Origin of the sequence: Paenibacillus sp. CF384 (assembly GCF_900106745.1) — a bacterium.
In the GTDB taxonomy this organism is placed as follows: Bacteria; Bacillota; Bacilli; order Paenibacillales; family Paenibacillaceae; genus Paenibacillus_Z.
Genome location: NZ_FNNV01000001.1, coordinates 940,331 through 959,029 on the forward strand (window position 1 = coordinate 940,331; position 18,699 = coordinate 959,029).

Here is an 18,699-nt window from a genome sequence, read left to right on the forward strand (position 1 = left end):
CTGGTTCATCTCCCGTGTGAGGCATGAAATTCATCAATGAGCCTCTTCTTTGATTCTTGATAGTCAACCTTTTCGTTCGTTTTCTGACGAGTGAAAGACCAGATATTATCGATAGAATCAATGGCTTGATCAATTTTTTCGTTAGATCCGCGTTGGTACGCCCCAATATTAATCAGATCTTCCGAATCTTTATAAATAGCGAGCAAACGTTTCAGTTCATTCGCAGCTTCCTGCTGTTCTTCAGGCACAATTTCCTTCATGACTCGACTAATGGATTGAAGGACGTCGATTGCAGGAAAATGACCTTTATGTGCTAAAGCACGGCTGAGTACGATATGTCCGTCGAGTATTCCTCGAACCGCATCGGCAATAGGTTCATTCATGTCGTCACCATCAACCAAGACGGTATAGAACGCTGTAATGGAACCTCGCTCGCCTGTACCTGCACGTTCCAGCAGCTTGGGCAGATTTGCAAACACAGAAGGTGTATAACCTCTGGTTGCAGGAGGTTCGCCGATGGCTAGACCGACTTCACGAAGTGCCATTGCATATCGTGTTACGGAATCCATCATCAGCATGACATTCAGTCCTCGATCACGGAAGTATTCCGCGATGGTCGTGGCGATAAGCGCACCTTTAATTCGAATTAATGCCGGTTGATCAGAGGTTGCAACAATTACCACTGAGCGAGCAAGTCCTTCGGGGCCAAGATCCTTCTCTATGAACTCAAGAACTTCCCGACCACGCTCACCGATCAATGCGATAACGTTGACGTCTGCCGAGGTGTTTCTTGCGACCATGCCGAGAAGTGTACTCTTCCCTACACCGGAGCCTGCAAAAATACCAACCCGCTGACCTTGCCCTACCGTTAACAAGCCATCAATCGCACGAACACCGATGCTGAGAGGATCTTTAACTCTCGGTCTTGATAGTGGATTGCTCGGCAGATTATGAGTAGAATGATGCGGCATACGGCTCGAGATATAAGATCCATCTAACGGCTGACCGAGACCATCTAGCACTTTACCTAGCAAGTCAGAACCAACCTGCACTGTTAAAGGCTTACCTGTACCTACTACATCACAGCCAGGTCCAATAGACTGGAGCTCACCAAGCGGCATAAGTATGACCTTGTTATTGCGGAAACCGACGACCTCCGCTTTCAGCGGTTTCGTAGACTTGGCAGGGTAGATCAAGCAAACATCGCCGATACTGGCGTCTGGACCCTCGGATTCTACGGTCAAACCGATAACCTGTGTGACTTTGCCATTGACGCGAACGGGATCAATTGGACGTAAATGTTCAATGTAGCGATCTACATCCAACCTATTAGTTGACATCAGCTGCTCCTCGCTCATCCGCTTGGTGTGCTAATTGGATGAGTTCACGTTTAATTTCAGTCAACTGCGTATCAATTCGTGCATCGATGCTGCCAAATGAAGAGCGGATGACACAACCGAATTCCTTGACCGAAACATCCGGCACAATTTGCAATTCAGCTTGGGAATCAATGACGAGTGACAATTCTTCGCGGGCTGCCTGCACGAAAGTTAGTTGCAGAGGGGACACGCACAAGGTGATAACGCCTTGCTCCCGACGCCGTTCCAGCGACTTGCGAATAATGTCCAGTGACCAATTGGGATCTATCGTTAATTGCTTCTGTATGATCTTCTCAGCAATTGCCGTACTGAGCGTAACAACGAAGGGTTCCGCTTCTTGAATGATTTGTTCCTTCGTGTCATAGGCAGAATCGAGAATCGATCTGGCTTCCGTCAGCATCACTTCCCAGTGAGCCTGTACATCCGCTTCAGCTTGCGCCTTCCCTTCTTGGTAGCCCTGCTGAAAACCTTCTTGATGGATTTGTTCCATCAGCTGTTCGTCCTGCAGTCGACGTTCTAACCACCATTGGTCAATTTGAGCATTCGCTTCTGCGTGCATGGCCTCAATCTGTTCGCCTGTTTCTTGAATGCGCTGCATCGCGAATTGTTCGGCATCACCCAGGATTTGATCTCGCAAAGTAAGCGTTTCTCCACTTGGACCTGTTGGTTCGCTTTGCGCTTCGTTAGCCGCAGGCGTTTGAACATACCTGTTATACCATTCAAGCCGCTTTAAATCTTCTACTGAAATGACATGCGAAGATTTGTACAACTTAGACAATGATATCATCCCCTCCACCGCGGGCGATGATGATTTCACCGGACTCTTCGAGTCTACGGATCGTTGCTACGATGCGTGTTTGAGCTTCCTCAACGTCACGCAGCCGAACTGGTCCCATGTATTCCATCTCTTCCTTGAATGTCTCCGCCATTCGCTTGGACATGTTGCGGAAGATCGCTTCACGAACTTCTTCACTAGCAACTTTAAGTGCAAGCTGCAGATCGGCATTCTCAATATCGCGAATGATACGTTGGATCGAACGGTTGTCGATATTGACGATATCTTCGAAGACAAACATTCTTTTCTTGATTTCTTCGGCAAGTTCCGGATCTTGAATTTCAAGCGCATCCAGGATGGTACGCTCTGTTCCGCGATCAACACCATTTAATATTTGAACAATTGATTCAATACCACCCGCACTTGTGTAATCTTGAGTAACGGTAGCGGATAGCTTCTGTTCGAGAATGCGTTCTACTTGCGAAATAACTTCCGGTGAAGTGCTGTCCATAAGCGCTACGCGACGAGCAACCTCTGCTTGCTTCTCTTGAGGTAGGGAAGAAAGAATCTGAGAAGCCTGTTCTGCTTGCAAGTAGGAAAGCACCAATGCGATCGTTTGCGAATTCTCGTTCTGAATGAAGTTGAGAATTTGGCTCGCTTCCGCCTTGCGGGCAAAGTCGAAAGGCCGAACTTGCAATGTCGCAGTTAAGCGGTTGATAACTTCCATAGCCTTGCTTTCGCCGAGCGCTTTCTCAAGTATTTCACGAGCGTAGGTAATGCCGCCTTGCGAAATATATTCTTGTGCAACACAGATTTGATGAAAATCATTTAGAATCGTTTCTTTGTCCAGCGTATCTACTTTGCGAACATTAGCAATTTCCAGCGTCAGCTGTTCAATTTCTTCTTCTCTCAAATGTTTGAAGATTTGCGCGGAAACTTCAGGTCCGAGCGAGATTAACAATATTGCCGCTTTCTGCCGCCCGCTAAATCCATGCGTCCTTGCCATCTTGGCCACCTCTATTCATCAACGAGCCAAGTCCGGAGTAAATTAACAAATTCCTCTGGTTTGCGCTTGGCAAGTGTTTCAAGCTGCTTGCGTACTTGACTCTCGTTCTGGACCGTTTCCAAATCGATTGTCGGGTATTCGACTTTCGCCTGATTTGCTGCAAGTTCTTCTGCTTGAGCTGCTTGATTGCGACGTCTTACAACGACATAACCAAGTGCACCAATGATAGCTAGAGCAGCAAGACCAATTCCGGTTAACCAGCCTGTCGATAAGATTGCAGAAGTTGAAGTACTGCCATTGTCGACAAAAGTTTGTGCCATGATCGAAACTTTTTTGGCAAGTAACGCGTCATCATTAACATCTTGACCAGACTCTATCAATTGCGAGCGAACGAGAGATATTAAGAAATTATTAATATCGTTCTTGGATTCGTCATTAAGTTTACTCTTCTCTACACCGATACTAATAGAAAGGTCCTTAATGGCATAGGGTCCTGATTCAATTTGATTATGAATCTTATCATACTCATAATTTGTTATCCGATTGTTTTCTTCAGAGGTGCTGCCAGCACTTTGATCTGCCGTATACCCGGGAACATCCGTTTCGCCGGTCCCTGCAACTCCGCCAGCACCGCCTGCGCCGGTCGCAGTTTTATTGTTTTGAGTTTCACTGACAACAATGCCATTATTATTGTTGTTATCCAGCGGCCTTACGAGATTCTGATCAGAAACTTTCTTCTCGAAATTCAGCGAGCTGGACACATTGACGACCAAATCTTCCATGCCCACCATTGGTGCTAGGAACGTTTGGATTTTTTGTTTGAGATCATTCTCATACTTTCGTTGAAGTTGATAGTGAGTCTCAATTAAATCTCCGCCAGTGGCTGCACCGCCGATCCCATCCGAGGCAAGCAGTTCTCCTTCAGGGCTAGAAATCGTAATATTGTCGGTTTTGATATTAGGGATCGAGCTCTTCACGAGATTATAGTAGCCGTCAACTTCTTTCTGACTTGGACGATAACCCGGACGGAAAGTCATTGTAATTGCAGCAGAAGACTGTTCTTTCTCTTCTTCTGTCATAAACGGAGATTCATTCGGAATCGTTACGAGAACATTCGATTTCTGAACGCCTTGCATACCGTTAAGCAGTTGCTGAATTTCTCCGTTCAAAGCGTTTCTTAATTTGACATCGAATTCACGATCCGTAGATCCGAACATGGAATTAGTATCATTGAAAATATCGAGGCCGATTGAACCGTTGCGAACAATCCCCTGCGAACCTGCTTCGATTTTGACCTTTGCGGCATCCGCAGCCGGAACCAGTATGCTCTGTCCGCCGTTTTGGAGTTTGTAAGGAATTTTGCTTGTGTCCAAGTATTCCATAACCGCTGCTGCATCCGTACTGTCCAAATCGCGAAACGCGACTTCATAACTCACTCTCGAGAAAATCATGGTTAGTAATACAATTGTTAGAACAAGTACACCTACCGAGGCTCCCAGCCAAATCTTCTGTCTCTTCTCCATTGCGTTCCAATATTGAGCCGCTTTAGCTCGATACTGGGCAAATTTCTCGTTCACAATTTCACCTCACTGTTATGCTCTAATGCGATTCTTGCTGCTATTAGATTTGCATCCGCATGATCTCTTGATAAGCTTCGATTACTTTATTGCGGACTTGTGAGGTGAGCTGCAAGCCGAGCTCCGCTTGCTGCGAGGCGACCATTACTTGCGATATATCCACATTGCCTATTAAATATTGGTCATTCATTGTATGTACGTTCTTCTCTTGCGCACTGACACCATCCAATGCGTTCTTCAGGAAATCACTGAATGATTTCGTCATGTCTGAAGCGGAAGCAGCTCCCTCTGCATTCACATCCGTCTTCTCAATACCTGAATCAAAAAGTTTAACATTTTGCGATTGCAGCATATTCAATGACAATGGGTTAATCAATGGTATCCCTCCGCTTTATCTCTGTTTACTTGCCGATTTCAAGCGCTTTGACAAACATCCCTTTAGTGGCGTTCAATGCCGTTACGTTAGCTTCGTAAGATCTTGAAGCAGAGATCATGTCTACCATCTCTTTCAGCACGTCGACGTTAGGCATTTTCACATAACCATTCTCATCAGCGTCAGGATGGCTCGGATTATAAACCAGCTTTGATGGCGTCTGGTCTTCAATAATACGTGATGCCTTAACGCCTGGAGAAGAACCTTTGCCGTTCAATTGTCCGTTTAGTACGTCGGCGAATGATTTGGAATTTGGCTCGAGCACGACCAATTTACGTTTGTAAGGTTCATATCGACCGTTCACAAAATTCGCTCTTGTCGTTTCTGCATTCGCGATATTTGAAGAAATGACGTCCATTCGGAGGCGCTGAGCAGTCAAAGCTGATGCACTGGCATCAAATCCGTTCGTTAATCTCATAATCAAGCTCTCCCTTCAATGCCTAATCTCATCATTTTCACTTCGTGATTTATCTGTTGAACGTAATAGTTATAGTTCAATTGATTTTTTGCAAGAAGCGACATTTCTCGATCAATATCGACATTGTTGATGTCATTGTTCATCACGCTTGTTTCGTCCGTAATGATTCGAGCGCCTGGAACAGAGGATGAAGCACCGATGGGAATATGGCGACCGTTCGTTCTTTTTCCAATAATCTGGAAGTTACTGCCGCCCATGCTTTGCTCCAGCATTTGTTCGAAAACAACCTCAGAGCGCTTGAATTTCGGCGTATCTACATTCGCTATATTGTTGGAGATGATGCGTTGGCGCATTTCTGCAGCATTCATAGCACCCTGTAATCGACTAAATCCAGGGCCATTCAACAGGTTCACTGAAAAACCCCACTTTCCATTCTGTGTAATATATTCAATTCAACAGAATCCCTCTCATTCCTCCTTCTTTCGACAAAGAATTATTAAAAATATGAGAGAGTTGTGTCGAAGTTTTCCGTCAAGTTAATCTTCCTCACTTTCCTAATTTATTACAATAAGAAAAAAGCCCTATCTTTGTCGAAGATAGGACCTGGAAATGGGATTATTGTACTGGTTTATGAATGATTTTGTAATGTAACTGTCTAATATTTTAATTTTTGTTCTTTTTTAGCTCTTGGAGAAGCTGGGTATTTAGTATACGAATGTAAGTTCCTTTCATCCCCAATGAACGCGTTTCGATCACTCCTGCACTCTCTAATTTCCGAAGTGCGTTAACGATTACGGATCTGGTGATTCCAACCCGATCTGCAATTTTGGATGCGACAAGAAGCCCTTCTTTGCCATCCAATTCTTCGAAAATATGCTCAACGGCCTCAAGTTCACTAAACGAGAGAGAGCCTACTGCCACCGCAACAACTGTGCGGCTTCTAGCTTCATGTTCAATTTCCTCCGCTCGTTCACGCAAAATCTCCATGCCAACGATAGTACTTCCATACTCCGCCAGAATCAACTCGTCATCACCGAAAGGCTCTGCATTGCGAAGTAGAATCAACGTCCCGATACGCTCGCGGCCGCCAACTATCGGAACTACGGTCATCTTACGCTGTCCCGCCATCATAGGGAAAGACTCGCTGATCCCTTCATCAGGAGCAACGTTATTGACCGTTTCTTGCATATTCATAAACCGATCATTGCTTTCAGTAGAAAACCGTAAATCTGCAACAGGCAGCGCCCGCAGTTGTTCATGCTGGAATGGACCTACTGCCGCGCAACCTAACACTTTACCTTTACGGCTGACGACGAACACGTCGGCTTGAATGGTTGTGCAGAGCACCTCTGCCATTTCACGAAAATTGAGCGCTCCGCCTGCCGCGCGCTGCAGCAGACGGTTAAGCGTTCTTGTTTTTGCCAATAAAATCATTGCCTTTTGCCCCCTACTTTCCTTACCGGTCCTTTACAGTATATATTGACTTAAATCGCGATTTTTCGCAATGCTGCCTAATTTCTCACGGACATACTCCGGAGTGATTACCAGCTCTTCGAGAGAAAGCTCAGGCGCTTCAAAGGATAAATCTTCAAGCAGCTTCTCCAAAATCGTATGAAGACGACGCGCGCCAATATTTTCTGTATTTTTATTTACTTCTGCTGCGATAGATGCAAGCTCACGAATGGCTTCCTCGGAGAAGGTAATTGTAATCCCTTCCGTTTCGAGAAGTGCCGTGTACTGTTTAGTTAACGCATTCTTAGGCTCAGTTAAAATCTTAACAAAATCTTCCAAGGTCAAATTCGTCAATTCCACCCGAATCGGGAATCGCCCTTGAAGCTCCGGTATCAAATCCGATGGTTTAGCCATGTGGAAAGCACCTGCAGCAATAAACAGGACGTAGTCTGTTTTCACTGGGCCATACTTCGTCATCACTGTCGAACCTTCAACGATTGGCAATATATCCCGCTGCACGCCTTCACGGGAAACATCTGGCCCCGAACCTCTTGAGGAGCTTGCGATTTTGTCGATTTCGTCTATGAAAATGATGCCCGTCTGCTCTGCCCTGCTGACTGATTCGGTGATGACATCATCCATGTCGATTAGCTTGTTGGCTTCTTCCTGCGTTAGTGCCTTACGGGCTTCCTTGACAGGCAGTTTCCGTTTCTTGGATTTCTTCGGCATCAATTGACCGAACAATTCCTGCATGTTAGCGCCCATTCCCATGCCTTCATTGCCTTGTCCGGCAAGCATATCCAGCATATTCGGCGAGTTATCCTCTACCTCAATTTCAATCATCTCATTCTCAAGCTTCCCGGCTGCTAGTTGTTCCTTCACTTGTTTGCGACGTTCGATAACTGAAGCAGACTCTTCAGGCTCAACCTCAGGCTCCTTCGTGCCTTGCGTGCTGCCAAAGAGCATTTCAAGTGGATTCTTCTGGCTTTTGGGTTTGGCTGCGGATGGCACCAGCAGCGTTACGATGCGTTCATTCGCTTGTTTCTCCGCTTTATCCTTCACCTTCTCGGTTCTTTCTTGCTTAACCATCCGAATCGAAGTTTCCACGAGATCGCGAACCATGGATTCCACATCACGTCCAACATAACCTACTTCAGTAAATTTGGTTGCTTCCACTTTAACGAACGGTGCATTTACCAGCTTCGCCAATCGTCTTGCAATCTCAGTTTTACCAACGCCCGTAGGTCCAATCATGAGAATGTTTTTGGGCACAATTTCGTCTCTAATCGCTTCATCAAGCCGACTTCTCCGGTAACGATTGCGCAGTGCGACCGCCACTGAACGTTTGGCCGGCTTCTGACCCACGATATATTTATCAAGCTCCGTCACAATTTGCTTCGGTGTCATCGCTTCATTTGACATTTCCGATCCCTCCAATTGAGTCCGAATTAAAAGCTTATATTAGCCTATTTCTTCCACAATGATATTCCGGTTTGTAAACACGCAAATATCTGCGGCAATCTCAAGTGCGGATTTAACCATGTCCTTAGCTTCGAGCTGAGGCGCATGCTGATAGAGAGCACGTGCTGCCGCAAGCGCGAAGCTGCCGCCCGAACCTATTGCTAAGATGCCATCATCCGGTTCAATAATCTCTCCACCGCCTGAAATGAGCAGTAAACCAGTCGCATCCATAACGATCATCATGGCTTCGAGTTTGCGCAGCACCCGATCTGAGCGCCAATCCTTCGCAAGCTCAACAGCGGCCCTTTGTAAATTGCCGTGATGCTCCTCTAACTTACCTTCGAACTTCTCAAAGAGTGCAATCGCGTCAGCAACCGATCCGGCAAAACCAGCAATGACTTGCCCACGATATAAACGACGAACCTTCTTCGCATGGTGTTTCATGACCATACTATTGCCAAACGTCACTTGCCCGTCGCCTGCAATAGCACCTTTCCCATTATGCCGAACCGCACAGATCGTCGTCGCATGAAATTGCATTTCCATCATTAATAGCCTCCTAAAAGTCTCGCATAGGCGAAACTGCTTCGTAAGGATCGGATTAAGTTTCGCGAAGAAAATAATCTTTCAGATAACGATAACAATACTACTTCGTTAGAATAGCCCGAGTTTTGCAAAAACTCTTAATAGAAGGGAGCATATATATGCAAAAAGGAAGCAGCGGCCGAGGAATCGAACGAAGCCGCTGCTCTTTTGCCTGTTCTGGTTGTATGGTTACTCTGTGACTGTTTCTGCTTCTACTTGGGCAGGTTCTTCAGCCGGATAGCCAAGGTGTTCATGTTTAAAGCGAGCAAGCTGTTCTAACGCGCGATTGGCGATCGCGTCGTTCTTATCTCTCTTGCTGCGCATCCGCTTCTCAAGCGGCGGGAATAAGCCAAAATTCGCATTCATCGGCTGGAAATGCTTGAAGTCCGCCGTTGTAATGTATTGCGCCATACTGCCAAGCGTAGTATCAGCAGGGAAGACAAGCGGTTCTAAGCCGCGCGCCAATCGGCCTGCATTCAATCCTGCGATCAAACCTGAAGCAGCGGATTCAACATAACCTTCAACACCGGTCATTTGTCCGGCAAAGAATAAATTATCGCGACTGTTTGTTTGGTAGGTAGAACGAAGCAGCCTCGGTGAATTGATAAATGTATTGCGGTGCATAACGCCGAAACGTACAAATTCCGCATTCTCCAATCCAGGAATCAGAGATAGCACCCGCTTCTGCTCACCCCATTTGAGATGAGTTTGGAATCCAACCAAATTGTACAGAGTGCCCGCTGCGTTATCTTGACGAAGCTGAACGACGGCGTGAGGCAGCTTGCCTGTGTGCGGGTTAACCAGACCAACAGGCTTCATTGGGCCGAACAGCACCGTTTGCTTGCCGCGGCTAGCCATCACTTCAATGGGCATACAACCCTCGAAATATTGCTCTTTCTCAAATTCCTTCACTTCAGCGGTCTCCGCCGTTGTAAGAGCTTCATGGAACCGTTCAAACTCTTCTTCTGTCATGGGACAGTTGAGATATGCCGCTTCTCCCTTATCATATCGCGAAGCAAGGTAGACCTTCGACATGTCAATGGAATCCTTCTCCACGATTGGAGCTGCGGCATCATAGAAATAGAAATATTCTTGACCTAACAGCTCTTGAATTTGGGCGGATAGACGGGGAGCCGTCAGAGGTCCGGTAGCAATCAAAACAATACCGTCCTTCGGAATTTCCGTCATCTCTTCCGTCCGAACATCAATCAGAGGATGTTCTTTCAAGATTCTCGTGACATCGCCAGAGAAGCCGTCACGGTCAACGGCAAGCGCACCGCCGGCAGGGACCGCGTTACGATCCGCACAATCGAGGATCAGAGAGTTCATTCTGCGCATCTCTTCTTTAAGTACACCGACTGCGTTAAAAAGACCGTTTGCACGCAAGCTGTTGCTGCATACCAGCTCAGCAAAGTTATTCGTATGGTGAGCCGGCGTCTTGGTCGCCGGTCTCATCTCGTAAAGCGTAACAGGCACTCCTTGCGAAGCGATTTGCCAAGCAGCCTCGCTGCCTGCAAGACCTGCGCCGATGACTGTTACATGTTGTAATTCTGACAATGAACTTACCATCCTTTCAATCTTAACCTTCAGCCGGTTCTTGCTCCTCAGGTACTTCTTCATTATATTCACACTGCGTGCAGGCTAGCTTCGCGCCGCTGCGATTCCGCTTCTCTACCATTAAGCTGTTGCATTGCGGACATGGCTTAGTAGTCGGTTTATCCCATGACACGTAGTCACAGCCAGGATATTGATCACAGCCGTAGAAGTAACGTCCCTTCTTACTGCGGCGCTCAATAATTTTCCCTTCCGCACATTTCGGACAAGGAACACCGATGTCTTTGACAATCGGCTTCGTATTGCGGCAATCCGGGAATCCGGAGCAAGCCAGGAACTTGCCGAATCGGCCCATTTTAAATACCAGATGACGACCGCACTTCTCGCAAATCTCATCGGATATTTCATCCTGAAGCTCAACTTCCTTCATCTCGTCCTCAGCAACTTCAAGCCGCTTCTCAAACGAAGTATAGAAATTAGCCAGTACCTTTACCCAGTCTTCTTTCCCGTCTTCCACATGGTCAAGGTCATCTTCCATATGCGCTGTAAACTCGGCGTCCAGAATTTCCGGGAAAAACTCTTCCATCATTTGAATGACCAGATCGCCTAGTTCCGTCGGAATGAATTTCTTCTCTTCGATGGCAACATAGCCCCGCTTCTGGATCGTTTCGAGCGTTGGTGCATACGTACTTGGACGCCCAATGCCCACTTCCTCCATCATCCGCACGAGACGTGCTTCTGAATATCGAGGCGGCGGCTGAGTAAAATGCTGCTTCTGGTCGATGGATTCCGTGCCGACAACATTTCCTGCCGACAGAGGCGGAAGGAATTTCTCCTCGTCCGTCGTACCGTCATCGTTGCCTTCGACATAGATCTTCATAAAACCATGGAACTTCACTTTGGAACCCACTGCCCGGAACACCGCTCCATTACCGACATTAAAGTCGACTGTCATCGTATCCAGTACGGCTGAAGACATTTGGCTGGCTACAAAACGCTCCCAAATAAGCTTATACAACCTGAATTGATCACGACTACAGAATTCTTTCATCGAATCCGGATCACGCATGACGGAAGTTGGACGAATCGCTTCATGCGCATCTTGGGCATTGCTGTTCTTCTTCACATAAACACGAGGCTGCTCTGGTGCGAAAGCTGCTCCGTATTTCTCTTCTATATAAGCTTTCGCTTCCTCTTGAGCGATCGTCGAGATCCGAGTGGAATCCGTTCTCATATAAGTGATGAGACCGACTGTCCCTTCCTTTCCGAGGTCAACCCCTTCATAAAGCTGTTGGGCGACTGACATTGTCTTGGACGCACGGAAACCAAGCTTACGCGCTGCTTCCTGCTGAAGCGAGCTTGTAATAAACGGAGCCGCAGGGTTACGCAGACGCTCTTTCTCTTTCACTTCACTGACCGTGAACGCGGAAGAGCCCATGGCCTGCAGCACCTCTTGAACATCCGCTTCGTTGCCAAGGTCCCGCTTGCCGCCATTAAGCGAATGATACTTCGCTTCGAAGGTGGTGGAGCCTTGTTTCAATTGAGCGGTAATCGACCAATACTCCTCGGGAACAAAAGCATCAATCTCATTCTCGCGATCAATAATGAGCTTCACGGCAACAGATTGCACCCGTCCCGCAGACAGCCCCTTCTTTACTTTCTTCCACAGCAGCGGGCTGATCTTATAGCCCACAAGACGGTCTAGTATCCGCCTTGCCTGCTGCGCGTTAACAAGATCCATATTGATCGGTCTTGGTGTTTTGAAAGCATCCTTCACGGCCTGCTTCGTAATCTCATTAAATACGACTCGGCAGGAGTCGCTCTCGTCTATCTCGAGATAGTGTGCCAAATGCCACGCAATCGCTTCACCCTCGCGATCAGGGTCAGCTGCGAGATAGACTTTTTTCACTTTTTTGGAGGCGTCTTTTAATTCTTTCAGGACGCTCCCTTTTCCACGAATGGTTATATATTTGGGGTTAAAATCATTCTCGACCTCTACACCGATCTGGCTCTTCGGCAAATCTCGGATATGACCCATCGATGCTTTAACGATGAATTTGCTTCCTAGATATTTACCGATTGTTTTCGCCTTTGCCGGTGACTCGACGATGACAAGTGAATCTGCCATTGATGCGCCCTCCTCTCCAATGCATGCTACATTACACTATATATGGAACCTGGATGCTGTTCAATCTTCCGTTTTATACATAAATTTATCAGAACTGAATGCAAAAGTCCAAAAGGAAAGGATGAGAGCTCATGCAGACGGTCGATAGATAGCGGACCATCCTGTAAGAATTGAAGTAAAACAGCTTCATTCTCATCCAAATGCACGACTTGCAATTCAGACTTCAAACCTACTTGTGCGTTCGATATTCCCGGTTGCTGGAGCAATCCCTCGTACTCCTCCATAATATCCTGGTCTGATGTGATGAGCTTTGCCCCTTGACGAATCAATCCGTTTGTCCCTGCGCTCTTCGGGGAAGAGATCGGGCCCGGAACGGCAAATACGTCCCGCGACATGTCGAGTGCTTGGTCTGCTGTTATCAATGACCCGCTTCGCTCTGCAGCTTCTACTACAACAGTGCCTAGTGATAATCCGGCTATGATGCGATTCCGCAGCGGAAACAAACCGGGATGAAAAGGTGTGCCCGGTGCGACCTCCGAAATAACGACGCCTTTTCTCACAATTTGCTCGTAGAGCCCACGGTTCTCTGTGGGATATATACGATCCACCGGAGTGCCTAATACGGCAACCGTGCTTCCAAAGGCCTCCAGTGCGCCTTCATGGGCCAGTGTATCTATTCCCTTCGCCATTCCGCTAACAACTGTCATTCCTCGCTCAGAGAGCCTCCTAGCTAGGTCTGAAGCTGTTTTGCGGCCATATGCTGTCGGCCCTCTCGTTCCTACAATGGCAATTGCATGTCGGTTTAGCAGCTCGACTCGCCCCATTGCGTATATGATCCAAGGAGGCTGAGGGGTTTCTCGCAGTAAATGAGGATAGGATTCATCAAAACGCGTTATCCATTGAATGCCGAGCTTCGACATTCGTTCCTGTCGTTCTTCCACCTTAACCGTTGAGAACGCATGTGAAATCGCTTTTGCCTGATCCGGCTTTAACCCGACTGATGAAACCCACGCTTCAGGCGAAAATCGTTCATATAACCGCCATTGACCATATTCTACAGCTTTGCGTATCGAATGCCACCCAATGCCGGGCGTTTCATGTAGAGTAAGCAGAAGTTCTCTCTCTTGAATGTATTCCTTCATTAATAATGCACCGTCCCTTCAAGGTGACGGCCTGCATTCTACCTTATTGTGACCGTGCAGCAAGGAGAATGCAAGCCAAGTGGTCAGAATAATGAAAAAAAGCAACCCTCCGAATGCCCATATAGGGCAAATCGAAAGGTTGCTTACCTTTTAATTGAAGCTATGGTGTTGCAGCTGTTAGTGCGTTTTGCACTTGTCCAGCATGCCGCGCTCTTCCAGAACACTTACAAGGGTAGAACCCATTTCGGAAGGCGTAGGAGCTACGCGAATGCCGCATTTCTCAAGCGTTGCGATTTTCTCGGCTGCCGTTCCTTTACCGCCGGAAATAATCGCACCTGCATGTCCCATCCGTTTGCCCGGAGGTGCAGTAGCGCCGCCGATGAAGCCGACAACCGGTTTCTTCATGTTTGCTTTAACCCACTCTGCCGCTTCTTCTTCAGCAGAGCCGCCGATTTCACCAATCATGATAACAGCGTAAGTATCCGGATCTTCATTGAACATATTCAGGATGTCAATGAATTCGGAGCCTTTAACAGGGTCGCCGCCGATACCTACTGCGGAGGATTGACCGATTCCGCGAGTAGTCAGCTGATGTACAGCCTCGTAAGTGAGCGTTCCGCTGCGGGAAACGACGCCTACATGGCCTTTTGTATGAATGTAGCCCGGCATGATGCCGATCTTGCATTCACCCGGCGTAATAACGCCTGGGCAGTTCGGTCCGATCAGGCGCGTTTTGCGGCCTTCCATGTACCGTGTTACTTTAATCATGTCGATAACCGGAATACCTTCTGTAATACAGATAACCAGGTCTAGCTCCGCATCTACAGCTTCCAGAATGGAATCTGCTGCGAATGCAGGCGGAACATAGATAACGGACGCAGTAGCGCCTGTTTTGGCAACTGCATCTGCAACTGTATTGAATACAGGAAGCGAGACTACCGTTCCGTTTTCTAGTGTAATGTCAACATTGCTTCCGCCTTTGCCCGGCGTAACTCCGCCAACCATTTGGGTACCGTATTCCAGGGCGCCCTTCGCATGAAACAACCCTGTGGCACCAGTAATACCCTGGGTAATGACTTTTGTGTTTTTGCCTACCAAAATGCTCATCGAAACTCACATCCCCTAAATGAATTCGTATGCCGCGTAAAGTGCGACAATTAAGTCTTACTTTACTAGCGCGACGATTTTTTGTGCACCGTCGGCCATAGAGTCTGCAGCCACGATGTTTAGTCCGGATTCGTTCAACATTTTCTTGCCCAGTTCAACGTTAGTGCCTTCCAAACGAACGACAAGCGGACGGTCAAGACCGAGCTCTTTAGCCGCTGAAATAACACCGTCTGCGATAATATCGCATTTCATGATACCGCCGAAAATGTTAACGAAAATGCCCTTCACCTTCTCGTCGGAGAGGATGATCTTGAACGCTTCCGTAACTTTCTCTTTGGTCGCACCGCCCCCTACGTCCAGGAAGTTAGCAGGGTCGCCGCCGTAGTACTTAATAATATCCATTGTCGCCATTGCAAGACCTGCGCCGTTAACCATACAGCCGATGTTGCCATCGAGTGCGATGTAGCTCAGATCGAACTTGGACGCTTGAATTTCCTTCTCATCCTCTTCATCCAAATCACGAAGCTCTAAGATGTCTTTATGACGGTACAAGGCATTGGAATCGAAGTTCAGTTTGGCGTCAAGCGCCATAACGTTGCCGTCGCCTGTTACGACGAGCGGGTTGATCTCTGCGATCGAGCAGTCTTTCTCTACGAAAGCCGCATACAGAGACAGCATGAATTTAGCCGCTTTGCCGACCAATTCGTTAGGGATGTTGATGGAGTATGCCAGCTTGCGCGCTTGGAATACTTGAAGACCGACAGCAGGGTCGATAACTTCTTTGAAAATCTTCTCCGGCGAGTGCTCAGCAACTTCCTCGATCTCCGTGCCGCCCTCTTCGGATGCCATCATGACGATCCGTCCAGTTACGCGGTCAACAACAAGACCGATGTAATACTCTTTCTTGATGTCGCAGCCTTGCTCGATAAGCAGGCGCTTTACTTCTTTACCTTCAGGACCCGTTTGGTGGGTTACGAGAACTTTGCCCAGAATTTGGCTGGCATAAGTGCGAACCTCATCCAAATTTTTGGCAACTTTAACGCCGCCCGCTTTACCGCGGCCGCCTGCATGAATTTGCGCTTTTACAACGACAACCGGTGTGCCCAGCGCTTCCGCTGCTGCCACCGCTTCATCGACAGAGAACGCCACTTTACCTTCCGGTACGGCAACCCCATACTGCTTAAGCAGTTGTTTACCCTGATACTCATGGATATTCATTGACGAAAATCCTCCTATCCGCAGTCAAATCCTACGTATGTACACAAAACCATAAGTATTGTAACACGTTTCGTCATGTGTTTCCTATTTTTTTAGCCTGAAATGCCATCTTTTTTGATATTAGTTTCATCTCATATCAATCTCATTTCGATATGGAATAGATGAAATGCACTCATTTTTGAGATGCAAAGGCTAAAATAAGGATTACCTGACTAGTATTACCTAAGTTTAACTAATTATTGACACCAAACATACGTTCTAGTATCCTGTGAATAAGCATTATTTAGGAGGTCATTGATTGAATACTTTTACCGGACTATTGTCAACCTTCCAATCCCTAATTCCATTTGCGGCCTCTCTTCGTTCACTGTCAGATGAGATGTGGAGCGCTCCGCTTAAGACTGATAAATGGTCTACCCGCTCCGTGATCGGTCATATCATGCTGTGGGATCGACACTTTCTGCAAGAGGCGATTATGCCAATTGTCGAAGGCAGACCGCTGACACTTCGTCACTCGGATTACGATACATTTAATCGCCATGCTGCTGCATATGCAGATTCGATCAGTAAAGAGCAGCTGCTCTCAGAATGCATGTCCGTCCGAGAAGAACTATGGAGACTTCTGACGGCCCTCTCTGAAGAGAAGAGAGAATGGAATTACACCGATGGAGACGGCAATCCCTTTACGATTCACCATTATCTAGATGACTTTGTTGCACATGATCGGCATCATCTGGATGAGATCGATCGGTTTATCGGGGCATAATTCGACCTCGTTGACAGTTGATTTGCAGCTGAGCTATGATTTCAATAGAGCAATTATTGCATACGGACCTGTGAGGAAGCACCTTCATCCGACTATATGGTGGAGGTGTTTTTTGTTATGTATACTCAAATTTGCAGCGGAAGCGTTTATGGCGTGGAAGGTAAATCAATCGCCGTAGAAGTCGATATTTCTAATGGTCTTCCCCAAGTCAACGTGGTTGGCCTTCCCGATCCGGCAGTTAGGGAATCCATTGAACGCGTTCGAGCAGCAGTCAAGAATTGCGGGTTCACATTTCCGATGGAACGAATTACGGTCAACCTTGCGCCTGCAGACCTTCGCAAAGAAGGCACTGCATTTGATTTGGCTATTGCCGTAGGCGTTCTAACCTCAAGCGGACAGTTGAAGAGCAAGTGGTTTGAACAGGTATTAGTTCTGGGGGAACTGGCGCTAAACGGCGAGCTTCGGGGAATTCCCGGGGTTCTTGCCATGGTTGAGCAGGCTCGACTTAGCGGCATCAGGAATGTGCTTCTGCCGAAGGCGAACGCTGCAGAAGCCGCATGTATAGAGGGCATGCAGCTGTTTGCCGTTTCTCATTTGCGCGAGTTAGGCGAAGCGAATGCGGATGAACGCTCTTGGGAGCAGCTTCGATACGATAGCGCTGCGGAGCACGACTCTGCACCGGGTTCAAGAGATTATGGGGCTGCCTTTGGGGACTATGGGGATGTGCTGGGCCAGCATCATGCGAAGCGAGCTTTGCTCATCTCGGCCATCGGGAAACACAATGTCCTTCTATCGGGCCCTCCCGGAACAGGTAAGACCATGCTCGCGAGAAGGTTACCGGGTATTATGCCTCCGCTAGGCGAAGAAGAAGCGTTGCAGGTTACGAAGATTTATAGTGCTGCCGGTAAGCTGCCAGGGGGCATTCCTACATTAATGAGAGAACGTCCCTTTCGCAGCCCTCATCACACCATCTCAGCAGCCGGTTTGATTGGAGGCGGGTCTATTCCTAGACCGGGCGAAGTTACACTTGCCCATCGAGGGCTGTTGTTTCTGGACGAACTCCCTGAATTTTCACGCGCTTCATTGGAAGTGCTTAGGCAGCCGCTCGAGGATCGGGAAGTAACGATAGCCAGATCACGTGCTGTATTCCGATTTCCGGCCTCCTTTCTTCTTGCCGCCTCAATGAATCCGTGCCCATGCGGCTACTACGGACATGAGACTGACGAACACCGCTGCGTATGCAGCGAGTTAGTGCTCGCACGATACCGTGCGAAGATTTCCGGCCCGCTTCTGGACCGTATTGATATGCATATTGAAGTACCAAGGCCACCGACGACCGAGGGTCTGACAAGCGGGATGACATCTGCTCAAATGAGAGCTATTGTGCTTGCGGCAGTTGAGCGGCAACAGGCTCGAACAGCAGGCAGCCTTACCGGTCGTTCGATTACCGAATTGGCCGGTGTGTCGCTTCGTAAGGCCGTACATTTAACACGAGAAGCTGAACAACTGCTACGTGTAGCTTTTGATACGCTTGGCGTCAGCTTACGTGCGCATGACCGGATACTCAAGCTTTCACGAACGATTGCTGACTTGGAGTCAAGCGATCTCGTCGATAGCCAGCATGTCGCTGAGGCGATCGGTTATCGCAGTCTGGATCGAAAGCTTCATGCTTTGTAAGTATATATACAAGAAAGAGAT

At 47.7% G+C, this 18,699-nt stretch carries 17 protein-coding genes; 2 read left to right on the forward strand and 15 right to left on the reverse strand.

From position 1 onward, the window contains the following. Positions 1-5 precede the first annotated feature (5 nt). The 15 genes from fliI to sucC form a co-directional block, all read right to left on the reverse strand. Positions 6-1,340, reverse strand: coding sequence for a flagellar protein export ATPase FliI (fliI, locus tag BLW29_RS04415; protein WP_090976538.1), 1,335 nt, complete (start codon positions 1,338-1,340; stop codon positions 6-8). Further along, entirely contained in the window at positions 1,330-2,157 is an 828-nt protein-coding gene (locus BLW29_RS04420) for a FliH/SctL family protein (RefSeq protein WP_090976540.1), read from the reverse strand. The genes fliI and BLW29_RS04420 overlap by 11 nt, the downstream gene beginning before the upstream one ends. Then, a complete protein-coding gene (fliG, locus tag BLW29_RS04425) occupies positions 2,150-3,160 on the reverse strand; it encodes a flagellar motor switch protein FliG (protein ID WP_090976542.1) in 1,011 nt (336 codons plus the stop codon). Before fliG ends, BLW29_RS04420 begins: the two co-directional genes overlap by 8 nt. Before the next feature lie 11 nt (positions 3,161-3,171). Beyond that, positions 3,172-4,737 carry a flagellar basal-body MS-ring/collar protein FliF gene (gene fliF, locus BLW29_RS04430; protein ID WP_090976544.1) on the reverse strand — a complete coding sequence of 522 codons (1,566 nt, stop codon included), beginning with the start codon at positions 4,735-4,737 and terminating at the stop codon, positions 3,172-3,174. Positions 4,738-4,780: 43 nt separating this feature from the next. Then, positions 4,781-5,113 (reverse strand): flagellar hook-basal body complex protein FliE, encoded by a 333-nt coding sequence (gene fliE, locus BLW29_RS04435; RefSeq protein ID WP_256208329.1) that lies wholly within the window; start codon positions 5,111-5,113, stop codon positions 4,781-4,783. A gap of 25 nt (positions 5,114-5,138) precedes the next feature. Then, positions 5,139-5,588: a flagellar basal body rod protein FlgC gene (flgC, locus tag BLW29_RS04440; RefSeq protein WP_090976547.1), complete on the reverse strand. Its 450-nt coding sequence runs from the start codon at positions 5,586-5,588 to the stop codon at positions 5,139-5,141. 2 nt (positions 5,589-5,590) lie between these two features. Then, positions 5,591-6,001, reverse strand: a complete 411-nt coding sequence (gene flgB, locus BLW29_RS04445; RefSeq protein WP_090976549.1) for a flagellar basal body rod protein FlgB — start codon at positions 5,999-6,001, stop codon at positions 5,591-5,593. 250 nt (positions 6,002-6,251) lie between these two features. Then, positions 6,252-7,022, reverse strand: a complete 771-nt coding sequence (gene codY / locus BLW29_RS04450) for a GTP-sensing pleiotropic transcriptional regulator CodY (RefSeq protein ID WP_090976551.1) — start codon at positions 7,020-7,022, stop codon at positions 6,252-6,254. 33 nt (positions 7,023-7,055) lie between these two features. Then, positions 7,056-8,462: an ATP-dependent protease ATPase subunit HslU gene (gene hslU, locus BLW29_RS04455; protein ID WP_090976553.1), complete on the reverse strand. Its 1,407-nt coding sequence runs from the start codon at positions 8,460-8,462 to the stop codon at positions 7,056-7,058. A gap of 39 nt (positions 8,463-8,501) precedes the next feature. Then, positions 8,502-9,047 (reverse strand): ATP-dependent protease subunit HslV, encoded by a 546-nt coding sequence (gene hslV / locus BLW29_RS04460; RefSeq protein ID WP_090976555.1) that lies wholly within the window; start codon positions 9,045-9,047, stop codon positions 8,502-8,504. A 228-nt stretch (positions 9,048-9,275) separates the two neighbouring features. Beyond that, a complete protein-coding gene (trmFO, locus tag BLW29_RS04465) occupies positions 9,276-10,643 on the reverse strand; it encodes an FADH(2)-oxidizing methylenetetrahydrofolate--tRNA-(uracil(54)-C(5))-methyltransferase TrmFO (protein WP_090976557.1) in 1,368 nt (455 codons plus the stop codon). Between the two features lie 22 nt (positions 10,644-10,665). Continuing rightward, a complete protein-coding gene (gene topA / locus BLW29_RS04470; protein WP_090976558.1) occupies positions 10,666-12,768 on the reverse strand; it encodes a type I DNA topoisomerase in 2,103 nt (700 codons plus the stop codon). 26 nt (positions 12,769-12,794) lie between these two features. Continuing rightward, positions 12,795-13,910 carry a DNA-processing protein DprA gene (gene dprA / locus BLW29_RS04475; protein WP_256208331.1) on the reverse strand — a complete coding sequence of 372 codons (1,116 nt, stop codon included), beginning with the start codon at positions 13,908-13,910 and terminating at the stop codon, positions 12,795-12,797. Positions 13,911-14,087: 177 nt separating this feature from the next. Continuing rightward, entirely contained in the window at positions 14,088-15,017 is a 930-nt protein-coding gene (gene sucD / locus BLW29_RS04480; RefSeq protein WP_090976560.1) for a succinate--CoA ligase subunit alpha, read from the reverse strand. A 57-nt stretch (positions 15,018-15,074) separates the two neighbouring features. Then, entirely contained in the window at positions 15,075-16,235 is a 1,161-nt protein-coding gene (gene sucC, locus BLW29_RS04485) for an ADP-forming succinate--CoA ligase subunit beta (protein ID WP_090976562.1), read from the reverse strand. A gap of 298 nt (positions 16,236-16,533) precedes the next feature. Here sucC and BLW29_RS04490 point away from each other — a divergent pair, with 298 nt between their 5' ends. Both BLW29_RS04490 and BLW29_RS04495 read left to right on the forward strand, forming a co-directional pair. Next, the gene (locus BLW29_RS04490; protein ID WP_090976564.1) at positions 16,534-17,001 is read left to right on the forward strand and encodes a DinB family protein; all 468 of its coding nucleotides are present in this window, start codon (positions 16,534-16,536) and stop codon (positions 16,999-17,001) included. Positions 17,002-17,118: 117 nt separating this feature from the next. After that, on the forward strand, positions 17,119-18,678 hold the full coding sequence (locus BLW29_RS04495) for a YifB family Mg chelatase-like AAA ATPase (protein WP_090976566.1): 1,560 nt from the start codon (positions 17,119-17,121) through the stop codon (positions 18,676-18,678). Positions 18,679-18,699 lie beyond the last annotated feature (21 nt).